The sequence below is a fragment of the Planococcus salinus genome, from assembly GCF_003719725.1.
Lineage (GTDB): Bacteria > Bacillota > Bacilli > Bacillales_A > Planococcaceae > Planococcus > Planococcus salinus.
Map to the genome: position 1 here is coordinate 46658 of NZ_RIAX01000011.1, position 18497 is coordinate 65154.

The 18497-nt window shown below is 45.6% G+C and carries 22 protein-coding genes and 2 other annotated features; all 22 genes read right to left on the minus strand.

Annotated elements, in window-relative coordinates; translation table 11 throughout:
* Positions 1-20: 20 nt before the first annotated feature.
* The 22 genes from rplJ to EEX84_RS13730 all read right to left on the minus strand — a co-directional run bounded on the left by rplJ (position 21) and on the right by EEX84_RS13730 (position 18346).
* Positions 21-521 carry a 50S ribosomal protein L10 gene (gene rplJ, locus EEX84_RS13625; protein WP_123166202.1) on the minus strand — a complete coding sequence of 167 codons (501 nt, stop codon included), beginning with the start codon at positions 519-521 and terminating at the stop codon, positions 21-23.
* A gap of 37 nt (positions 522-558) precedes the next feature.
* Positions 559-708, minus strand: a sequence feature (ribosomal protein L10 leader region).
* Positions 709-750: 42 nt separating this feature from the next.
* The gene (gene rplA / locus EEX84_RS13630; RefSeq protein WP_123166203.1) at positions 751-1449 is read right to left on the minus strand and encodes a 50S ribosomal protein L1; all 699 of its coding nucleotides are present in this window, start codon (positions 1447-1449) and stop codon (positions 751-753) included.
* A gap of 107 nt (positions 1450-1556) precedes the next feature.
* Positions 1557-1982: a 50S ribosomal protein L11 gene (rplK, locus tag EEX84_RS13635; RefSeq protein ID WP_148039027.1), complete on the minus strand. Its 426-nt coding sequence runs from the start codon at positions 1980-1982 to the stop codon at positions 1557-1559.
* Positions 1983-2147: 165 nt separating this feature from the next.
* Entirely contained in the window at positions 2148-2681 is a 534-nt protein-coding gene (nusG, locus tag EEX84_RS13640) for a transcription termination/antitermination protein NusG (protein WP_123166205.1), read from the minus strand.
* Between the two features lie 104 nt (positions 2682-2785).
* On the minus strand, positions 2786-2971 hold the full coding sequence (gene secE, locus EEX84_RS13645) for a preprotein translocase subunit SecE (RefSeq protein ID WP_123166206.1): 186 nt from the start codon (positions 2969-2971) through the stop codon (positions 2786-2788).
* Positions 2972-3030: 59 nt separating this feature from the next.
* A complete protein-coding gene (rpmG, locus tag EEX84_RS13650) occupies positions 3031-3177 on the minus strand; it encodes a 50S ribosomal protein L33 (RefSeq protein WP_123166207.1) in 147 nt (48 codons plus the stop codon).
* A gap of 68 nt (positions 3178-3245) precedes the next feature.
* On the minus strand, positions 3246-3854 hold the full coding sequence (sigH, locus tag EEX84_RS13655; protein ID WP_240033995.1) for an RNA polymerase sporulation sigma factor SigH: 609 nt from the start codon (positions 3852-3854) through the stop codon (positions 3246-3248).
* Positions 3855-3966: 112 nt separating this feature from the next.
* Positions 3967-4476 carry an NYN domain-containing protein gene (locus EEX84_RS13660; protein ID WP_123166209.1) on the minus strand — a complete coding sequence of 170 codons (510 nt, stop codon included), beginning with the start codon at positions 4474-4476 and terminating at the stop codon, positions 3967-3969.
* Between the two features lie 4 nt (positions 4477-4480).
* The gene (rlmB, locus tag EEX84_RS13665; RefSeq protein WP_123166210.1) at positions 4481-5233 is read right to left on the minus strand and encodes a 23S rRNA (guanosine(2251)-2'-O)-methyltransferase RlmB; all 753 of its coding nucleotides are present in this window, start codon (positions 5231-5233) and stop codon (positions 4481-4483) included.
* Positions 5230-5649: a Mini-ribonuclease 3 gene (locus EEX84_RS13670; RefSeq protein ID WP_123166211.1), complete on the minus strand. Its 420-nt coding sequence runs from the start codon at positions 5647-5649 to the stop codon at positions 5230-5232. The genes rlmB and EEX84_RS13670 overlap by 4 nt, the downstream gene beginning before the upstream one ends.
* A 4-nt stretch (positions 5650-5653) precedes the next feature.
* On the minus strand, positions 5654-7054 hold the full coding sequence (gene cysS, locus EEX84_RS13675) for a cysteine--tRNA ligase (protein WP_123166212.1): 1401 nt from the start codon (positions 7052-7054) through the stop codon (positions 5654-5656).
* On the minus strand, positions 7051-7713 hold the full coding sequence (cysE, locus tag EEX84_RS13680) for a serine O-acetyltransferase (RefSeq protein WP_123166213.1): 663 nt from the start codon (positions 7711-7713) through the stop codon (positions 7051-7053). The genes cysS and cysE overlap by 4 nt, the downstream gene beginning before the upstream one ends.
* Before the next feature lie 52 nt (positions 7714-7765).
* Positions 7766-7987, minus strand: a binding site (T-box leader).
* Positions 7988-8030: 43 nt separating this feature from the next.
* Positions 8031-9494: a glutamate--tRNA ligase gene (gene gltX / locus EEX84_RS13685; RefSeq protein ID WP_123166214.1), complete on the minus strand. Its 1464-nt coding sequence runs from the start codon at positions 9492-9494 to the stop codon at positions 8031-8033.
* 42 nt (positions 9495-9536) lie between these two features.
* Positions 9537-10037: a 2-C-methyl-D-erythritol 2,4-cyclodiphosphate synthase gene (ispF, locus tag EEX84_RS13690; protein WP_123166215.1), complete on the minus strand. Its 501-nt coding sequence runs from the start codon at positions 10035-10037 to the stop codon at positions 9537-9539.
* Positions 10034-10729 (minus strand): 2-C-methyl-D-erythritol 4-phosphate cytidylyltransferase, encoded by a 696-nt coding sequence (gene ispD, locus EEX84_RS13695; RefSeq protein WP_123166216.1) that lies wholly within the window; start codon positions 10727-10729, stop codon positions 10034-10036. Before ispD ends, ispF begins: the two co-directional genes overlap by 4 nt.
* Before the next feature lie 13 nt (positions 10730-10742).
* Positions 10743-11840 (minus strand): PIN/TRAM domain-containing protein, encoded by a 1098-nt coding sequence (locus tag EEX84_RS13700; protein ID WP_123166217.1) that lies wholly within the window; start codon positions 11838-11840, stop codon positions 10743-10745.
* 125 nt (positions 11841-11965) lie between these two features.
* Positions 11966-13342 (minus strand): DNA repair protein RadA, encoded by a 1377-nt coding sequence (radA, locus tag EEX84_RS13705; RefSeq protein WP_123166218.1) that lies wholly within the window; start codon positions 13340-13342, stop codon positions 11966-11968.
* A 62-nt stretch (positions 13343-13404) separates the two neighbouring features.
* The gene (gene clpC / locus EEX84_RS13710; RefSeq protein WP_123166219.1) at positions 13405-15846 is read right to left on the minus strand and encodes an ATP-dependent protease ATP-binding subunit ClpC; all 2442 of its coding nucleotides are present in this window, start codon (positions 15844-15846) and stop codon (positions 13405-13407) included.
* Complete coding sequence (locus tag EEX84_RS13715) at positions 15843-16934, minus strand: protein-arginine kinase McsB (RefSeq protein WP_123166220.1); 1092 nt, start codon at positions 16932-16934, stop codon at positions 15843-15845. The genes clpC and EEX84_RS13715 overlap by 4 nt, the downstream gene beginning before the upstream one ends.
* Entirely contained in the window at positions 16924-17457 is a 534-nt protein-coding gene (locus EEX84_RS13720; protein ID WP_123166221.1) for a UvrB/UvrC motif-containing protein, read from the minus strand. Before EEX84_RS13720 ends, EEX84_RS13715 begins: the two co-directional genes overlap by 11 nt.
* An 11-nt stretch (positions 17458-17468) precedes the next feature.
* Positions 17469-17939 carry a CtsR family transcriptional regulator gene (locus EEX84_RS13725; protein ID WP_123166222.1) on the minus strand — a complete coding sequence of 157 codons (471 nt, stop codon included), beginning with the start codon at positions 17937-17939 and terminating at the stop codon, positions 17469-17471.
* 161 nt (positions 17940-18100) lie between these two features.
* Positions 18101-18346 carry a hypothetical protein gene (locus EEX84_RS13730; RefSeq protein WP_123166223.1) on the minus strand — a complete coding sequence of 82 codons (246 nt, stop codon included), beginning with the start codon at positions 18344-18346 and terminating at the stop codon, positions 18101-18103.
* Between the last annotated feature and the right edge of the window lie 151 nt (positions 18347-18497).

Below are 18497 nucleotides of genomic sequence, written 5' to 3' on the forward strand. Positions count from 1 at the left end.
TTGCTTAGCCGGCTAACTTATTAAGCGCCTTGTTCTTCCTTTTGATCTGCAACTGCTTTTGTAATAGCAGCAAAGTTGCGGACTGGAGCTTGTAGTACGCTGAGAAGCATAGACAGCAAGCCATCGCGTGATGGAAGTTCTGCCAAAGCTTTCATTTGATCAGCAGATGCAACCGCACCTTCGATAACCCCCGCTTTGATTTCAAGCGCTTCGTTTGCTTTAGCGAAATCATTGATGATTCTCGCCGGTGCTACTACATCCTCGTTTGAGAATGCAATCGCGTTTGGACCTGTAAAGTGTTCGTTGATCGCTTCAAGACCATGCATTTCAGTCGCACGGCGAGTCATTGAGTTCTTGTAAACTTTGAATTCAACGCCTGCTTCCCGAAGCTGTTTACGAAGTTCTGTCAATTGAGCAACGTTCAATCCGCGATAATCCACAACTACAACAGAAGCTGAAGCTTCGAACTTATCAGCGATTGTCTGTACAACGACTTTTTTCGTTTCAATTGCTTTTCCCATTTTGGCACCTCCTATAAAATTTTCATTCGTACCGTCCCCGGGCACAAGAAAAGCCTCTGGCCTTTAACAGACACAGAGGCATAAAATCAGCATCATAAAAGATGTTCTCTGAATTCATCATGTCCTCGGCAGGGATAAATTAAGCGGCTGGCGCCCCTGCTGTCTGCGGTACAAATATATATATTTCCAACTTCGCTATTATAGCGAAAAGAAAATGATATGTCAATAATTATTTTACAGCTACTTTGCTTGGATCCACTTTTACAGCAGGTCCCATCGTAGTTGTAACATTCAACGATTTAACGTAAGTCCCTTTGGCGGCTGAAGGCTTCGCTTTTTGGACTACATCGTAGATTGCTTCCAGGTTTTCAGCAAGCTTCTGATCGTCAAAAGATACTTTACCGATCGGTGCATGGATGATACCTGTTTTGTCAGCACGGTATTCTACTTTACCGGCTTTGATTTCTTGAACAGCTTTTGTTACATCAAATGTAACTGTGCCTGTTTTCGGGTTCGGCATCAAGCCTTTTGGTCCCAAAACGCGTCCAAGCTTACCAACTTCACCCATCATGTCAGGAGTTGCCACGATTACATCGAAGTCAAACCATCCCTGTTGGATTTTTTGGATATATTCAGCATCGCCAACGTAATCTGCGCCAGCTGCTTCTGCTTCTTTCAATTTATCGCCTTTTGCGAATACCAATACACTTTGCGATTTACCAGTACCATTCGGAAGCACAACTGCTCCGCGGATCTGCTGGTCGTTCTTACGCGTATCGATCCCCAAACGGAAAGCCACTTCTACTGTTGCGTCGAAGTTGACTACGCTTGTTTTTTTCGCAAGTTCGATTGCTTCTGTTGCGCTGTACAATTTTGTACGGTCAACTAACTTTGCTGCTTCTTGCAGTTTTTTGCCTGATTTAGCCATTTTAAAACGTCCTCCTTGTTGTGGTATAGCGGAATGAACCTCCCACGATTAAAGGCTGCGTGGTCCATTACGAACGCACGCAACCCATCCAAAAACAACTGCTGTAATTAGTCTTCGATTGTAATGCCCATGCTGCGAGCAGTACCTTCAACCATCATCATTGCAGCTTCTACTGAAGCGGCATTTAGATCCGGCATTTTAGTTTCTGCGATTTCGCGAACTTGATCGCGTTTCACAGTCGCTACTTTATTGCGGTTCGGTTCGCCTGAACCTGATTCAATACCTGCTGCTTTTTTCAAAAGAACGGCAGCTGGTGGAGTTTTCGTAATGAATGTGAATGAACGGTCTTCAAATACTGAAATCTCAACCGGAATGATCAGTCCTGCTTGTTCAGCAGTACGTGCGTTGAACTCTTTACAGAAGCCCATGATGTTAACACCTGCTTGACCCAATGCTGGACCAACCGGTGGCGCTGGATTAGCTTTTGCTGCAGGAATCTGCAATTTTACAACTTTAATTACTTTTTTAGCCACGAAACACACCTCCTTAAGTCCGTGATGTGGTAATAGGGTTTCCCCTCCCACTCAATATCTAGTCTGTCAACTTTGTTGATAGAATTAGCTAAATTGTACAGAGCGTCCTATGACAGTCTGACCTATGAAATAATACCACTTATGAAAAGGAATAGCAAGCAGCTTTTATATTTTTTGGACCTGCTCGAAATCAAGCTCCATTTTTGTCTCTCTGCCAAAGATATCAATGGAAACCTTAACTTTCCCTTTCGTATCATCAATCTCTTCCACTTTGCCCTGGAAGCTGGCAAACGGGCCATCCGTCACTTCGACTACGTCGCTGACAGCAAAATCAATGTCCACTTTGCGTTCTGTCATACCCATCTGCTTCAGAATAAAATCAACTTCTTCATCCAGCAATGGCGTTGGCTTTGCCCCTCCGCCTGATGAACCAATAAATCCGGTAACACCCGGCGTATTGCGGACTACATACCAGGACTCATCCGTCATAATCAGCTCCACCAGCACATAGCCGGGGAAAGTCTTGCGCATGACTGTACGCTTTTTGCCGTCTTTAAAATCCGTTTCCTGTTCTTCCGGAATAATGACGCGGAAGATCTTATCCTGCATGCCCATTGTTTCAACACGCTTTTCCAGGTTGGCTTTCACTTTGTTCTCATAACCGGAATACGTATGGACCACATACCAATTTTTCTCCATATTCGTGCGGACTAAGCGTCCATCCCTCCTTTTTCTCCAAATGAAAAAACCCGTTCGCGTAGAATGACGGGCTATTTTTTATGCGTTATTCTTGTTTGCTGCCATTAAAATGCGATGAACCAGCGGAATAATTCTGAAATGCCTATGTCGACCACTGCGAAGAAGAGAGCCATAAAAATTACCGTCGAAAGAACGACAACTGTATACTTCGTCAATTCTTTGCGTCTCGGCCAGCTGACTTTTCTCATTTCCGACATGACGTTGTTAAAGAAAGCGCCAATGTTACCCATGGTATTACTAACCTCCGAATTTCAATATCACTTTATATCGTCTGGTATATCCCTGAAATTCATACTGTCTGTTTATGCTCGGTATGCTCATTGCAATAGGCACAGAACTTTTTGAGAACCAAACGAGTGCCTGACTCCGCTTTAGACGGAACCGCATAATTGCGTGATGCACATTTCGAGCAGCTCAAAACGATTTTTTTAGCCATTTTTTCACCTTATTCGAGTTTGAAGCTTTTTCAAGGTTATCACCTTACTTGTTGACTGTCAACTCAGCTCAGGACGTCCTCGTTTCATCTGCCTGAAGGTGCCGCTCCAACTTTCGCTTTACTCGCTGAAGTGCGTTATCGATTGATTTGACGTGGCGTTCAAGTTTCTCGGAGATTTCCTGGTAAGACTGCCCATCCAAATACAGCGTCAATACTTCACGCTCAAGCTCACTTAATACTTCGCCCATTTTCTCTTCCATATACAAAAATTCTTCGTTATTGATAATCAGCTCTTCCGGATCGTCCACACCATTTCCGGTCAGTACATCCATTAAAGTCCGGTCGGATTCTTCATCGTAAATGGGTTTGTCCAACGATACATAGGAATTCAAAGGAATATGCTTTTGCCGGGTAGCTGTTTTGATCGCCGTGATAATTTGACGAATAATACACAATTCTGCAAACGCCTTGAAGGAAGACAGTTTGTCGCTTCGAAAATCCCGGATTGCTTTGTACAAACCGATCATGCCTTCTTGGATAATGTCCTCTTTATCTGCGCCAATCAAAAAATAAGAACGGGCTTTCATGCGGACAAAATGCCGAAACTTTGTGATTAAAAAGTCCAATGCTTCGGAATTTCCGCTGTGGACTAGATCGACAAGTTCTTCATCTGTCATGGCTGTAAATGGTTGCGGTTGAACTTGCTCATGATTTCCCACGGGTATCCCTCCGGTTGCGCGAGCCTCGATAGATTCAGTATACAGGAAGAAAAATTTGAGCGTCAACCTGTCATTTCTGCCCGCGGCGCCATTTTTCAAAAATTTCTGCCACTTCTACGGATAAATGTATTTTGGAAAATGCCTGCTGCTCCTGTATTTCCTTCACTTTCAAAGAGATTTTCTTTTGGATTTCTTCCATTTCAATTTGCAGTTCCCGGGCAGAAATCCGCAGCGCTCCTTTACCGAAAATCACCCACTGCTCGGTCATATCAGACGTTGCCACATACACTTGATCACGGCGGTTCTTTAAACTGATCGCTAACTTCTCAATCTGCTCATCCGCCGATTCGTTTTCCCGTGTAAAAATAACTTCTACTTCATGCTGGACATTTTTCGCTTCGATGCCGGGAACAAAATGCGCATCGAAAACAATAATGACACGCCACCCTTTGTAACTCCGGTACTCAGCCATCAATTCGATCAAGCGATCTCTCGCATCTGCCAGCTTGTCCTCTTTTAATTTCTTTAACTCCGGCCAGTCACCGATGATGTTATAGCCGTCCACAAGCAGAATGTTCATATGCTCAACCGATTGGATGGCGCTTTCTATAAACTTCGTACATGAGCAGGCTTGCTGCTACAGAGGCATTCAGCGATGTCACATGCCCAATCATCGGCAATTGGTAAAGGAAATCACATTTGTCCCGTAAAATTCGGCTCATTCCTCGTCCTTCGCTGCCGATGATTACCGTTAGCGGAAGAGTGGCATCCATTTTCCGGTAATCCACCGACTCTTTTGCGTCTGTACCTGCGATCCAGACGCCACGCTTTTTCAACTCGTCCACGGTTTGGGATAAGTTGTTCACCCGCACAACCGGTATATGCTCAATGGCACCGGTGGAAGATTTAGCCACCACTGCTGTCAGTCCCACAGCGCGTCGCTTAGGGATAATCAACCCGTGGGCTCCCACTGCGTCTGCCGTCCTCATGATCGAACCAAGATTATGAGGATCTTCCAACTCATCCAGAATGAGAAAGAACGGGTCTTCAGATCGGGAAGCAGCAATTTCAAACAGATCCTCAAGTTCGGCATAATTATAGGCAGCAACTGCAGCAGCAATTCCCTGGTGATTTGAGTCCGTCAAGCCGTCTATCTTTTTTTTCGGCACGAACTGCACAAGAACTCCTTTTTCTTTTGCCAGTTGCAGCAATTCTGTTAGGCCTTTTTTCTGTACGCCTTCTGCAATCCATATCTTATTGACGTCACGGTCGGCCCGCAATGCTTCAAGTACCGGATTTTTGCCGCCGATGATTTCGGGGGACATGTCTTCAGTCATTTGATCACTCCTCTCAGCTCTTCGACAATTTCAATGGCGTAAGATACCATTTCCTGAAGCCGATCTTGTTGTTTCTTCAGGTACAGCCAGCCCAGTACCGCTTCAAATGCGGTACTGAAGTTATAGGTCTGCACGTCTGTATTTTTCGGCACCGTTCCCGACTTGGCATTGCGCCCTCTTCTCATGACAGCCAATTCCGCTTCTGTCAAAAACCCTTCTTCAGTCAATCGCTTCAACACCATGGCCTGGGCTTTGGCAGAAACAAAAGCTGTCGATTGCCGATGCAGCGTATTGGGCTTTACCCTTCCGGAACGCAGCAGATGTTCACGAACTGCCTGCTCAAAAACAGCATCGCCCATATAAGCCAGTGCCAGCGCATTCAGCTGGTCCACATCATTGTTTCGCAACACATCCACTTCATTACCCCCTCTTCCAGCGAGTGCCTTGCGCTGTGTCTTCCAAAAGGATGTTTTTCTCTTTCATTAAATCCCGGATTTCATCCGCTCTGGCGAAATTGCGGTTTTTCCGTGCCTCGATCCGCTCTTCCAGCAAGGCTTCGATTTCTGCGTCCAGCAGCTCTTCTTCCTGCTGAAATGGCAAGCCCAAAACGCCCGCCAGCTCTTCAAATGTCTGGATAAAGGATTCCAGCACCTGTTTTGACGTCTGTTTTTCCGCCAGGTACTGATTGGACAGACGCGACAAATCGAATAGCTTGGAAATACCATTTGCTGTATTGAAATCATCATCCATCGTTTCGATAAAGGCTTGTTTGATTTCGTCGACTTTTGACTGCCAGATATCCGTCTGGTCGCCCAGATCGGCTGTAACACTCAGGCGATGCTTTACATTGTTGTAAGCTGTCCGCCAACGTTCAAGGCCCGCGATGGCATCTTCCACCAGCTCCTGCGAATAATTGATCGGATTCCGGTAATGGACGGATAACATGAAAAACCGCAGCACTTGCGGGTCCAGCTCTTTTAAAATGTCATTAACGAGAACAAAGTTATTCAAGGACTTCGACATTTTTTCGTTATCAATATTAATATAGCCATTATGCATCCAGTAACGTGCGAATGGTTTTCCAGTCATTGCTTCCGATTGCGCAATTTCGTTTTCATGATGGGGGAAAGTAAGATCCTGGCCACCGGCATGGATATCGATGGTGTCACCCAAATGCTCACGCGCCATGACGGAGCATTCAATATGCCACCCCGGGCGGCCTGCTCCCCATGGGCTGTCCCAGGAAATTTCCCCTGGCTTGGCTGCTTTCCACAGTACAAAGTCCAAAGGATCCTCTTTTTTATCGCCCATCTCCACACGGGCCCCACTCTTCAGTTCATCAACCGACTGGTGGGATAGTTTGCCGTACCCGTCGAATTTACGCGTACGGTAATAGACATCACCTTGCGATTCATAGGCATACTCTTTATCAATCAGCGCTTCGATGAATTCAATAATCTGGGGCATATGCTCCATAACACGTGGATGAGCATCCGCTTCGGCGCAACCCAGCGCTTTCGTATTATCAAAATAAGCTTTGATAAAGCGTTCGGCTATTTGCGGCACTTCTTCTCCCAGTTCCCGTGCCGCATTGATCAATTTATCGTCAACGTCAGTAAAGTTAGACACATACGTAACGTCATAGCCGCGGTAACTCAAGTAACGGCGTACTGTATCATAGACGATGACCGGTCTGGCATTGCCAATATGGATGTAATTATAGACTGTCGGTCCGCATACATACATCTTCACTTTTCCTTTTTCCAATGGAACAAACTCTTCTTTTTGACGCGATAATGAATTGAAGATCTGAATACTCATTCCGTGTTCCCTTCTTCCTGCTTAGCTTTTTTCAGTAATTCGATTTCCCGCTGCAGCGAAGCAATTTTCGCTTCCATTGCATCGCATTTATCCATCACCGGATCCGGCATATTCTGGTGGTTCAGATCCCGTTTTACTTTCACGCCGTCCTGAATGACGACTTTTCCGGGTATGCCGACAACCGTCGAATTAGCCGGCACATCTTTCAATACAACAGACCCTGCCCCTACTTTTGAATTGACGCCGACTACAATTGAGCCGAGAATTTTCGCTCCTGTCGCGACCAGCACATTGTCTTCCAGTGTAGGATGACGCTTTCCTTTTTCTTTACCCGTTCCCCCGAGGGTCACGCCTTGGTAAAGCGTGACATTATTACCGATTTCACAGGTTTCTCCAATTACAACACCCATTCCGTGATCAATGAAGAAACGGCGGCCGATCACAGCACCCGGATGAATTTCAATTCCTGTTAAAAAGCGGCTGATTTGCGATATGACACGAGCGATAAAAAACAGCTTCTTTGTAAAAAAGAAATGTGCCAAACGGTGCAGCCAGATGGCGTGCAAACCTGAATATGTCAAAATCACTTCTAAATAATTTCGCGCAGCCGGGTCTTGTTCGAAAACGACGTCAACATCGTCTTTCAAAAATTTCCACACATTACACAACTCCTTTTTTCTGCAAATTAAAAAGCGCCCCTGTCAACTTAATGACAGAGACGCTTACATGCGCGGTTCCACTCTGATTAGAAAGGACATGGTACTGGCCTTTCTCTCTCCAACGCCTTTAACGCAGGCCTACGTCTGGTCTACTCGATTCGACTCAGCACTCAGAGAGGCATTTCCAAACAACAGGGGCTCGGATCACTTTCAGCCGGTGATGACCCTCTCTTTAGAGCATGCTGTCTGTACTTCTTCTCGTCAATGATTTGAATAATAGTAAGTTCATTGTACACGTTTCAATGGAGAAGTCAATTTTACGCACTTGCGTACTGTGCGACACGGGCAATGGTCTTTTCTTTGCCCAATAAAGAAATAGCATCCGGCAATTCCGGGCCATGCGTCTGCCCTGTTGTGACTACACGGATCGGCATGAATAGATTTTTCCCTTTGTGGCCAGTCGATTTTTGAACAGCTTTGATCGCGGCTTTGATTTCCGCTGGTTCAAATGCTTCAAGTGACTCCAACTGTTCCTTGAAGGCTGCCATCACTTCAGGAACCTGTTCTCCGGCCAGCACTTCTTTCTCAGCGTCTCCATATGTTAGTTCGTCAACAAAGAACAATTCGGAAAGCTCATTGATTTCTGCTCCGAAGCTCAATTGATCATGATAAAGGGCAACCAGCTTTTCCGCCCAATCCGCCTGTTTTTCTGACAGAGTGTCCGGCAGCTTCCCGGCTTTTTTCAAATGGGGCAAACATAGCTCCACCACTTCTTCAAGCGGCTTTTGCTTGATGTATTGGTTGTTCATCCACGTCAATTTTTGTTTATCGAACATGGAAGGAGATTTTGACAGACGCTCTACATCAAAGATACGGATAAGTTCCTCTTTCGAGAAGATCTCTTCCTCTCCTTCAGGAGACCAGCCAAGAAGCGCAAAGAAATTGAACAGGGCTTCCGGAATATAGCCAAGTTCCTTGTATTGAGAGATGAACTGCAAAATTGACTCATCACGTTTTGATAATTTTTTCCGTTCTTCATTAATAATCAGTGTCATATGACCATAGGTAGGGTATTCCCACCCGAATGCATCAAACACCATTTGCTGCCTTGGCGTATTGGACAAATGCTCTTCCCCGCGGAATACATGGGAAATTTTCATCAAATGATCGTCAATGACTACTGCGAAATTATACGTCGGAATGCCGGTTGTTTTCATCAACACCCAATCTCCCACATCTTTCGATTCAAAAGAAATCGGGCCGCGCACCAGGTCATCGAACTTATACGTAACGTCAGCCGGCACTTTCATTCGAATGGTAAAAGGCATTCCTGCCTCTTCTTTTTCAGCTACTTCAGCAGCTGATAGATTGCGGCAAGTCCCGCTGTATTGAGGGGCAGCAATGCCCGCTTCGCGTTGTGCTTCACGCTCGGCTTCCAACTTCTCAGGTGTACAGAAACATTTATAGGCACTTCCTTTATCCAGCATTTCAGCTGCGTAGGCCTGATAAATTTCCAGCCGCTCCATCTGACGATACGGCCCGTATTCACCGCCGATATCCACTGATTCGTCATACTCCAGACCCAACCATTTCAAATTATCCAGTTGGGACAATTCTCCAGCTTCGATATTGCGGCCCGTATCCGTGTCTTCAATACGGACGATGAATTTGCCATCGTTGTGGCGTGCGTATAAATAATTGAAAAGGGCTGTGCGGGCACCGCCGATATGTAAATGCCCAGTCGGACTCGGTGCGTAACGTACGCGTACTTCTTGTGTCATTTGATTTCCTCCTAAAATTACGTTAATCCTTCTGTTATTCTATCATTCCGGAACGTCCAGTGAAAGCGGGCGTGACGTCAATAAAATTACGGCCAACGCTGCAATCCCTTCTTCCCGTCCTGTAAACCCCAGCTTCTCTGAAGTGGTGGCTTTTACATTGACCTGCGAAACATCCGCTTCCAGCAACTCAGCAATCGATTGGCGCATCTGTTCAATGTATGGAGCAAGCTTTGGTTTCTGGGCAATCACTGTACAATCGACATTCCCCAGTTCATAGCCCTGTTCTTTAACATATTGCCAGATATGGGTCAATAATTTGCGGGAATCAGCATCTTTAAATTCAGGGTCGGTGTCGGGGAAATGCTTGCCGATGTCTCCTCCGCCAATCGCTCCGAGCGCTGCATCGGTGATCGTATGCAACAGGACATCAGCATCCGAATGTCCGAGCAATCCGCGGTCGTGCTCGATTTCCACCCCTCCTAAAATGAAAGGTCGCCCTTCCGCCAGTTGATGTACGTCATATCCTTGTCCAATTCGAATCATCTTTGGTCCTCCTGTCTGCGACTTTCCAAAATAGCTTTTCCGTAAACCAGGTCATCCGGCGTCGTCATTTTAACATTTTCATACGTGCTCTCAACTATTTGCACCGGTTGGCCAAGCCGTTCCACCAGCATCGCTTCGTCTGTTCCGAGAAAGCCATCTTCAAATGCACTTTGGGCTGCATGAGTGATCAGCTCATAAGTGAATGCCTGAGGCGTCTGAATCATCCACAACTGGTCCCGATCGACCGTTTCCATGATGATTCCATTGTCGGCTTTTTTAATCGTATCCTTGACTGGAACTCCTGCAATTGCCGCTCCCATAGCATGCGCTTCTGCTGCCAACCGGGAAATGACGAGCGGTTCGATAAATGGCCTCGCGGCGTCGTGGACCAGTACAACATCACAGGGAGGGATGGATTCGAGGCAGGCTCTTACACTGTCTTGCCTCTCCGCTCCCCCCGTGGCATATCCCTGCACTTTCGTGAGGCCATACTTCTTCACATTCTGTTCAATCATAGATCGCTCTTCTTCTTTTACCGCCAGCCAAATCGCTTCGCAGCTGGGGTCTTGCTGAAACACTTCCAGCGTATAAACAAAAATCGGCTTACCGAAGAGTTCAAGCAGCAACTTATTCTTATCCGCTTTCATCCTTTTGCCGCTTCCGGCAGCGGGCAACACAACTGTATAATTCATTCACTGACATCCTTTATCCATTCTTCAAAGCCTGTTTGCCGTCCCGGGGTTTTGCGAAAATCATCCGGCCGGCAGAAGTCTGCAATACACTGGTCACCGTAACGTCAATTGCTTCACCAATAAACCCTTTGCCGTCTTCAATGACAATCATCGTTCCATCATCCAGGTAAGCAACCCCCTGATTTTGTTCCTTGCCGTCTTTGATCACCACCACGTGCATGTCCTCTCCCGGAATGACCACTGGTTTTACGGCATTGGCCAGATCGTTGATGTTCAAAACAGGCACATTATGAAGTTCGCACACTTTGTTCAAGTTAAAGTCGTTGGTCACCACCTGGCCGCCCATTTTTTTGGCAGCACGCATTAATTTCAAATCGACTTCACTTACTTCATCAAAGCTTTCTTCGGTAATCATAATGGCATCCAGGCGCTCGCTTTGGAGACGCTTTAAAATATCAAGCCCCCTGCGTCCCCGTGTTCGTTTCAATGTATCCGATGAATCCGCGATGTGCTGGAGTTCAGACAAAACGAATTGTGGAACGACGAAAGTGCCTTCCATAAAACCGGTAGCGGAAATATCGGCAATGCGTCCATCGATGATGACGCTCGTGTCCAGTAATTTATAGGACGCCTTTTCGACAGGATCCACCAGTTCAGGTTTTTTCGACGCTGCTGCTTTTGCAGGCGTCAGCATGGCCAACAGCTCTTCCCTTTTTTGGAATCCTACCTGGAACCCCAAATAACCGAGTACAACAGATAAAACAATAGGTGCCGCCGTCGCCACAAGAGGAATATCAATGGTGCTTAACGCAAATCCGATAAGAAATGCCACGACCAATCCAATAATCAATCCGATTGTACCAAATAATAAGTCCAGTGTCGGAGCATGAAGCAGCTTTTCTTCCATCCATTTCATGAAATTCACTAACAAATCGGCGAACAAAAAAGACAATAATAAGAAAATAAGTGCGCCGACAAGAGCTGCCACATAAGGATTATTAATCCAGGGATTGTCGAGAAAAGAAATAAGTCCAAACACATTAGGTATAAGTATAATTCCGACAGTAGCACCGACCAGCAAAAACAAAATTTGAATAATCCTTTTTAACATAGTCCCACCTCCTCAATTTAATTATACACTTTTCACCTGAGAAACGCTTAGATGACACTAAAGGCATCTATACAAGTTGAAGTCACTATAATTTATATAAACAAAAGAGGAGGCAAAACGCCTCCTCATTGTGGAAAAATTTCTTTTAATGCGTCGCTCACATTTTCAACACCGACGACCCGGATTCCTTCCGGATAATCCCAGCCCCCCAGATTGGAAGCTGGCACAATCGCTCGTTTAAATCCGAGTTTCGCTGCTTCTTGTACGCGTTGTTCAATCCTTGAGACCCGCCGAATCTCGCCGGTTAATCCCACTTCACCGATGATGCAGTCATATACATTCGGCGCAATGTCACGATAACTCGACACGATGCTCGCCAGTACCGCCAAATCGATCGCCGGCTCATCAAGCTTGACACCACCTGCCACTTTTATATAGGCGTCCTGTGCCTGCAGCAGCATTCCTACTCGTTTCTCCAATACTGCCATTAACAGCGAAACCCGGTTCTGGTCAATGCCTGTAGCCATCCGTTTCGGATAATTGAAACTCGAAGGTGTCACCAAAGCCTGAATTTCCACCAGAATCGGACGCGTCCCTTCCATTGAGGCGACAACCGTCGAACCTGCCGCTCCACTTGAACGCTCCTGCAAAAACAGCTCAGACGGATTCAGCACTTCTTTCAACCCGCTTTGCAGCATTTCAAAAATGGCGATTTCATTGGTTGAACCGAAGCGGTTTTTAACACTCCTTAAGATCCGGTACGTATGGTGACGTTCACCTTCAAAATACAGTACGGTATCCACCATGTGTTCCAAAATACGCGGTCCGGCAATTTGCCCTTCTTTTGTTACGTGTCCAACAAGAAAGATCGCGATGTTTTTTGTTTTGGCGATTCTCATCAACTCCGCTGTACTTTCCCGCACTTGCGTTACACTGCCTGGAGCTGAAGTAACTTCGGGGTGGTGGACCGTCTGAATCGAATCGACGATAACAAAATCAGGAGCTACATCCTCAATCGTATGATGGATTAATTCCAGGTTGGTCTCCGCGTATATGAACAATTCCGGAGAAGAAGCAGCCAATCGCTCTGCCCGCAGTTTGGTCTGACGGATTGACTCTTCTCCTGAAATATACAGAACCCGGCTTCCGCTGTTCGCAAGCATCGCTGAAACTTGCAGCAAGAGTGTAGACTTTCCGATTCCCGGGTCTCCGCCGATCAAAACGAGTGAGCCAGGAACGATCCCGCCTCCCAATACACGGTTCAATTCTCCGAGCTTTGTTTCCACTCGGGGTTCTTGCTTTGTCTCAATGGCATTGATGGGAGTCGCTTTCTGTGCGACAGAGGCGGAATGCTGAAATGCCCCCCGTGTCCCTTTTGGGGCGGCTACCTCCACTTCCTCCACCATCTTATTCCACTCACCGCAACCTGGACATTTTCCCATCCACTTTGCCGATTCATATCCACACGACTGGCACATAAATTTTGTTTTTTTCTTAGCCATGGTACCTCCTTCTACAATAAAAAAACCGCTCACCGGAAATCCGGCGAGCGGAAAGTCCTCGCTTACTGATTTTTCACTGTTTCTTTCGTGCGAACCACGAACTCGTCGTCTTCCACATCAAATGTGATGCGTTGGCCGGCAAGCGCTGTGCCTTTCAACACTTCTTCCGATAAACGGTCTTCCACGTGCTTTTGAAGTGCACGACGTAACGGACGTGCCCCGTATTCCGGATCATATCCTTCTTTTGCAACTTTTTCAAGCGCTGCATCTGTCAGTTCCAAATCAATGTTTTGTTCTTTCAAGCGCTCTGTCAGCTGCTTCGTCATTAAGTTGACAATTTCCCGCAGGTTTTCTCTTTCAAGAGAATGGAACACAATCATGTCATCAATACGGTTCAAAAACTCTGGGCGGAACGCTTTCTTCAACTCAGCCAGCATTTTGTTCTTCATATCTTTGTAGTCTGTTCTGGCGTCTTCCAAGTTGAATCCAACGTATTTATTGTACTTCAGTTCCTCTGCCCCTACGTTGGAAGTCATGATAATCACCGTATTGCGGAAATCGACACGGCGTCCTTTTGAATCCGTCAAACGGCCATCTTCCAACACTTGCAGGAGGATATTGAAAACATCCGGATGCGCTTTCTCAATTTCGTCCAACAGCACAACCGAGTAAGGCTTTCTGCGGACTTTCTCTGTCAACTGACCGCCTTCTTCATAGCCCACATAACCTGGAGGCGATCCCACCAGACGGGAAGTCGAATGTCTTTCCATGTATTCAGACATATCGATTCGGATCATTGCATCTTCATCACCAAACATGGACTCTGCCAGCGCACGAGCCAGTTCTGTTTTACCAACACCAGTCGGCCCTAAGAAGATAAAGGAACCAATCGGGCGCTTCGGATCTTTCAAGCCTGCACGGGCTCGGCGGATCGCTTTGGAAATAGAGGTAACTGCCTCATCCTGCCCGATTACGCGGCTGTGCAGAATGCTTTCCAGGTTCAGCAATTTATCGGATTCGGTTTGAGCCAATTTCGACACTGGAATGCTTGTCCACATGGATACGACCTTTGCAATGTCTTCAACCGTCACTTCCGACTCTTCCTTGCCTTGTTTCTCTTTCCATTCTTTCTTCGTTTTTTCCAATTGATCTTTCAATTTCTGCTCAGCATCGCGCAATGACGCTGCTTTTTCAAACTCCTGGCTTTGCACTGCTTCATTTTTCTCAGAACGTGCAGCTTCCAGTTTTGCTTCCAGCTCTTTTAAATCCGGTGGAGTTGTGTATGAGCGCAACCTTACCTTCGAGCCTGCCTCATCGATCAAATCGATCGCTTTATCCGGCAGGAAACGGTCCGAAATGTAGCGGTCCGACATTTTCGCTGCCGCTTCGATGGCTTCGTCCGTAATTTTCACACGGTGGTGTGCTTCATAGCGATCACGCAGACCTTTGATGATCAAAATGGATTCCTCAACAGTTGGCTCATCAACTTGGATCGGTTGGAAACGCCGTTCCAGCGCTGCGTCTTTCTCGATATATTTGCGGTACTCATCCAATGTAGTAGCACCGATACATTGCAATTCACCGCGTGCCAACGATGGTTTCAGTATATTGGAAGCATCGATGGCGCCTTCAGCTCCACCAGCACCGATCAACGTATGAAGTTCGTCGATAAACAGAATGACGTTTCCTGCCTGGCGAATTTCATCCATCACTTTTTTCAAGCGGTCCTCAAATTCCCCACGATACTTCGTTCCGGCAACTACTGTCCCCATATCCAATACCATGACACGCTTGTCACGCAGGGTTTCCGGAATTTCATTATTTACAATTTGTTGAGCAAGACCTTCTGCAATCGCCGTTTTACCGACACCCGGCTCTCCGATCAATACTGGGTTGTTTTTCGTTCTGCGGCTCAACACTTCAATCACACGTGTAATTTCGTCGCTTCTGCCGATGACAGGATCCAATCCGCCATCACGAGCCACTTGAGTCAAGTCACGGGCCAAGCCGTCTAAAGTTGGCGTATTAGCGGATGCATTCGGGCTTGTTCCAGTCGATGCCTGCTCATTGCTGCCAAGAAGCTGAAGCACTTGTTGGCGCGCTTTGTTCAGGCTGACGCCTGCATTCCCTAGAACGCGTGCTGCGACGCCTTCCCCTTCACGGATCAACGCAAGCAGTAGATGCTCTGTTCCAATATAGGAATGACCCAATTTACGTGATTCATCCACTGACAACTCAATCACTTTTTTTGCTCTTGGTGTATAGTGGACAATCGGACCGACATCTTTTTCACCGACACCGACCAACTCTTTTACACCTTCTTCGATCAACTGTGTGTTCACTTCAATCGCTTCAAGGGATTTAGCTGCAATCCCGCCGCCTTCGCGAATTAACCCAAGCAAAATATGCTCTGTTCCAATAGATTCATGCTTCATTCGAATGGCTTCTTCCTGTGCCAATTGAAGAACTTTTTGGGCGCGTTGTGTAAATCGATTAAACATCATCTAAAATCCTCTCCTTCACTGTTTGCTTTTTCCTCTTTCAACCGCTCGCGGAAAAGTTTCGCGCGGGCAAAATCACGTTCATTCGGCTGCAATGGTTTCTGAGAATATTGTTGCAGAAAAGCCGGCTGCATGAAAATCATCAGCTCATTCAAAATCGACATATCAATATCTTCAATCATTTTCAAATCAATACCCAATCGGACATCAGACAAACATTTCGCCGCTTCTTCCGTGGACAATAAGCGTGAATACGTCAAAATACCAAGAGAGCGGTAAATGCGGTCTTCCAGCATCATGGGAGAATTGCTCAACAGGATGTCCCGCGCTCTTCTTTCCTGCTCAATAATTTGTTCCGTGATATTTTGCAGCTCCCGCAAAATATCGTACTCCGACTTGCCGAGCGTCAGCTGGTTTGACACTTGGTAGACATTTCCAAGAGCTTCACTGCCTTCTCCATATATTCCTCTCACCACCATACCGATTCGGGAGATTGCCGGAATGATCCGTGTAATTTGATGAGACATGGTAAGCGCCGGCAAATGAAGCATGACGGATGCTCTCATCCCCGTTCCTGTATTGGTCGGGCAGCTGGTCATATACCCGTATTTTTCATGAAAAGCATATGACAGATGCTTTTCCAACAGGGAATCCAGTTGGTTGGCAGCCTGGTATGCTTCCTGGAGGTGAAAACCTGACTGCAGGCTTTGAATTCTCAAATGATCTTCCTCATTAATCATAATGCTTAATTCTTCATTTTCTGAGAGCAGCACGGAACCGGGATGTTGACCTCTTGCCAGATTAGGACTGATTAAATGTTTCTCCACTAAAACTTCCCTCTGCAGCTGTGGAATGTTCTGGATATCGATATGAGTAAAATTCTGGTTCACGTCGCTCCCCTGGTCCAGTAGAACTGAAGAAATTGCCTTATCAACTTTCAATGCTTCGTCTTCAGAAAAAGCATATGGAAAACGAAAGTCATTTAAATTACGAGCCAGCCTTATTCGTGTACTCATCGCAATATCGGTATTTTCTCCGGTATTGGTCATCCAACTGCTCGCTTTATGTTGTAAAAACCGGTCAATTGCCATCAGAAGCACCTCCTTCAAGCTGTGTATTCAGCTCTTTTACTTCATCACGCAATCTTGCCGCTTCTTCAAAGCGTTCTTCTTCGATCGCTGTTTGCATCTGTTTGCGGAGCTCTTCAATTTCTTTTCTTATTTTTAAGGTACTTCCATATGAAGCTGGAATCTTACCTCTATGCTCTGTATTCCCATTATGAAGCCGCTTAAAAACTTCATCTAACTGAGGGCTGAAGGTATCATAACAATTTGCACAGCCAAACTTTCCGAGATTCAAAAATTTATTAAAAGAAAAGCCACAGGTATCACAAACTGTCTCTTCTTTTTTCACCGGACTTACCGATGCTTGGTGGTTTGGAAACCAATTTGACAATAATTGATGAATAGCCAACGGATCCTGTTCAAAAGCGATATTCAAGCTGTGATTTTCAGCTGCACAAACATGGCATAAGTGCCGTTCAAACACTTGTCCATTCTGATTTTTCTTTACTATGACTGCTGCAGGGCGTTCCCCGCATTTATCGCATATCATTTTATCACCCCTTAAGTGTTCGACTGATACTTTATCGTGAAGAGCATTGCGATTAAAATTCTTGCCCTCACTTCATCCCGTACCGGCAGTGGAAGTAAAAGTGTCGAACGGTCAATGGCGCTTAAAATCAGCTTAGCTTCTCGTTTGGATATTATTTCTTCATCCAATAAACGAAAAACGATATCCTCTGCCATACTCTGAGTAGCCCCTTGTTCCAGTCGTTCAATAACTTCTGAAATCACATCTGACTTCTTGTTTAAACGAACCTTTTTGATCCGAATATACCCGCCTCCGCCACGCTTACTCTCCACTAAATATCCCCGATCAAGCGTAAATCTTGTATTGATGACGTAATTTATTTGAGATGGTACACATTGAAATTTCTCAGCTACTTCATTCCGTTTGATTTCAATATGGTCCCTCTCGCTTAATTCGATAACCTGCTTCAAATAACCTTCAATCACATCTGAAATATTCCGCATCGCTTTCACCTCTTCGATACATAATACGTCAAAAGTTGACTTTGACTATATTTGACTTAATTATATACCAACCATTTTGTTAATTTCAAATACTATGTACCGAAAAAGCGAGTTTTTAAAAAATACCTCGAGAGTAAAATCTCCCGAGGTATTTGCTGTAGTTATTCTTGCTCGAATATTCGATTCAAAAAGTCTTTTGTATGACTTGAAGCAGATTTGGTTTCCTCCTCAAGATACTTAGTCCTCCATCTTGCGCCTTCCTCCCAAATTTCTACAACATCGCCCACTGTAATATTGTGTTCAAATTTGGCGACAGGAAAAGTCTGCTGTATGTTCGATCCATCTATGGCTTTCAAAAAGGCGGTCTCTTTTTCAACATCTTCTATTTTATATTTTCCTGGCTCCATAATTTTCACCTCATTAATGCTTTCCCTTATTCTAATAAATTCAACCATGAAGCTGCAAGTTAATTTGGTTTTCGACTTTAGTATAAGTTAATTGATTTATATAAAACTTAATAAAAAAGCCGTTACCGGAATCGGTAACGACTTTCTTCTG

Bases quoted from the DNA above. Each gene is read 5' to 3' on its own strand.
- clpC (WP_123166219.1), bottom strand. From the start codon at position 15,846: ATGATGTTTAATCGATTTACACAACGCGCCCAAAAAGTTCTTCAATTG.
- secE (WP_123166206.1), bottom strand. From the start codon at position 2,971: ATGGGTAACATTGGCGCTTTCTTTAACAACGTCATGTCGGAAATGAGA.
- EEX84_RS13715 (WP_123166220.1), bottom strand. From the start codon at position 16,934: ATGGCAATTGACCGGTTTTTACAACATAAAGCGAGCAGTTGGATGACC.
- rplJ (WP_123166202.1), bottom strand. From the start codon at position 521: ATGGGAAAAGCAATTGAAACGAAAAAAGTCGTTGTACAGACAATCGCT.
- EEX84_RS13730 (WP_123166223.1), bottom strand. From the start codon at position 18,346: ATGGAGCCAGGAAAATATAAAATAGAAGATGTTGAAAAAGAGACCGCC.
- EEX84_RS13660 (WP_123166209.1), bottom strand. From the start codon at position 4,476: ATGAACATTCTGCTTGTGGACGGCTATAACATCATCGGTGACTGGCCG.
- gltX (WP_123166214.1), bottom strand. From the start codon at position 9,494: ATGACACAAGAAGTACGCGTACGTTACGCACCGAGTCCGACTGGGCAT.
- rplA (WP_123166203.1), bottom strand. From the start codon at position 1,449: ATGGCTAAATCAGGCAAAAAACTGCAAGAAGCAGCAAAGTTAGTTGAC.
- radA (WP_123166218.1), bottom strand. From the start codon at position 13,342: ATGGCTAAGAAAAAAACAAAATTTATGTGCCAGTCGTGTGGATATGAA.
- nusG (WP_123166205.1), bottom strand. From the start codon at position 2,681: ATGGAGAAAAATTGGTATGTGGTCCATACGTATTCCGGTTATGAGAAC.
- sigH (WP_240033995.1), bottom strand. From the start codon at position 3,854: ATGACAGATGAAGAACTTGTCGATCTAGTCCACAGCGGAAATTCCGAA.
- cysS (WP_123166212.1), bottom strand. From the start codon at position 7,054: ATGAGTATTCAGATCTTCAATTCATTATCGCGTCAAAAAGAAGAGTTT.
- EEX84_RS13700 (WP_123166217.1), bottom strand. From the start codon at position 11,840: ATGTTAAAAAGGATTATTCAAATTTTGTTTTTGCTGGTCGGTGCTACT.
- rpmG (WP_123166207.1), bottom strand. From the start codon at position 3,177: ATGGCTAAAAAAATCGTTTTGAGCTGCTCGAAATGTGCATCACGCAAT.
- ispD (WP_123166216.1), bottom strand. From the start codon at position 10,729: ATGAATTATACAGTTGTGTTGCCCGCTGCCGGAAGCGGCAAAAGGATG.
- ispF (WP_123166215.1), bottom strand. From the start codon at position 10,037: ATGATTCGAATTGGACAAGGATATGACGTACATCAACTGGCGGAAGGG.
- EEX84_RS13720 (WP_123166221.1), bottom strand. From the start codon at position 17,457: ATGATATGCGATAAATGCGGGGAACGCCCTGCAGCAGTCATAGTAAAG.
- rlmB (WP_123166210.1), bottom strand. From the start codon at position 5,233: ATGACTGAAGACATGTCCCCCGAAATCATCGGCGGCAAAAATCCGGTA.
- EEX84_RS13725 (WP_123166222.1), bottom strand. From the start codon at position 17,939: ATGCGGAATATTTCAGATGTGATTGAAGGTTATTTGAAGCAGGTTATC.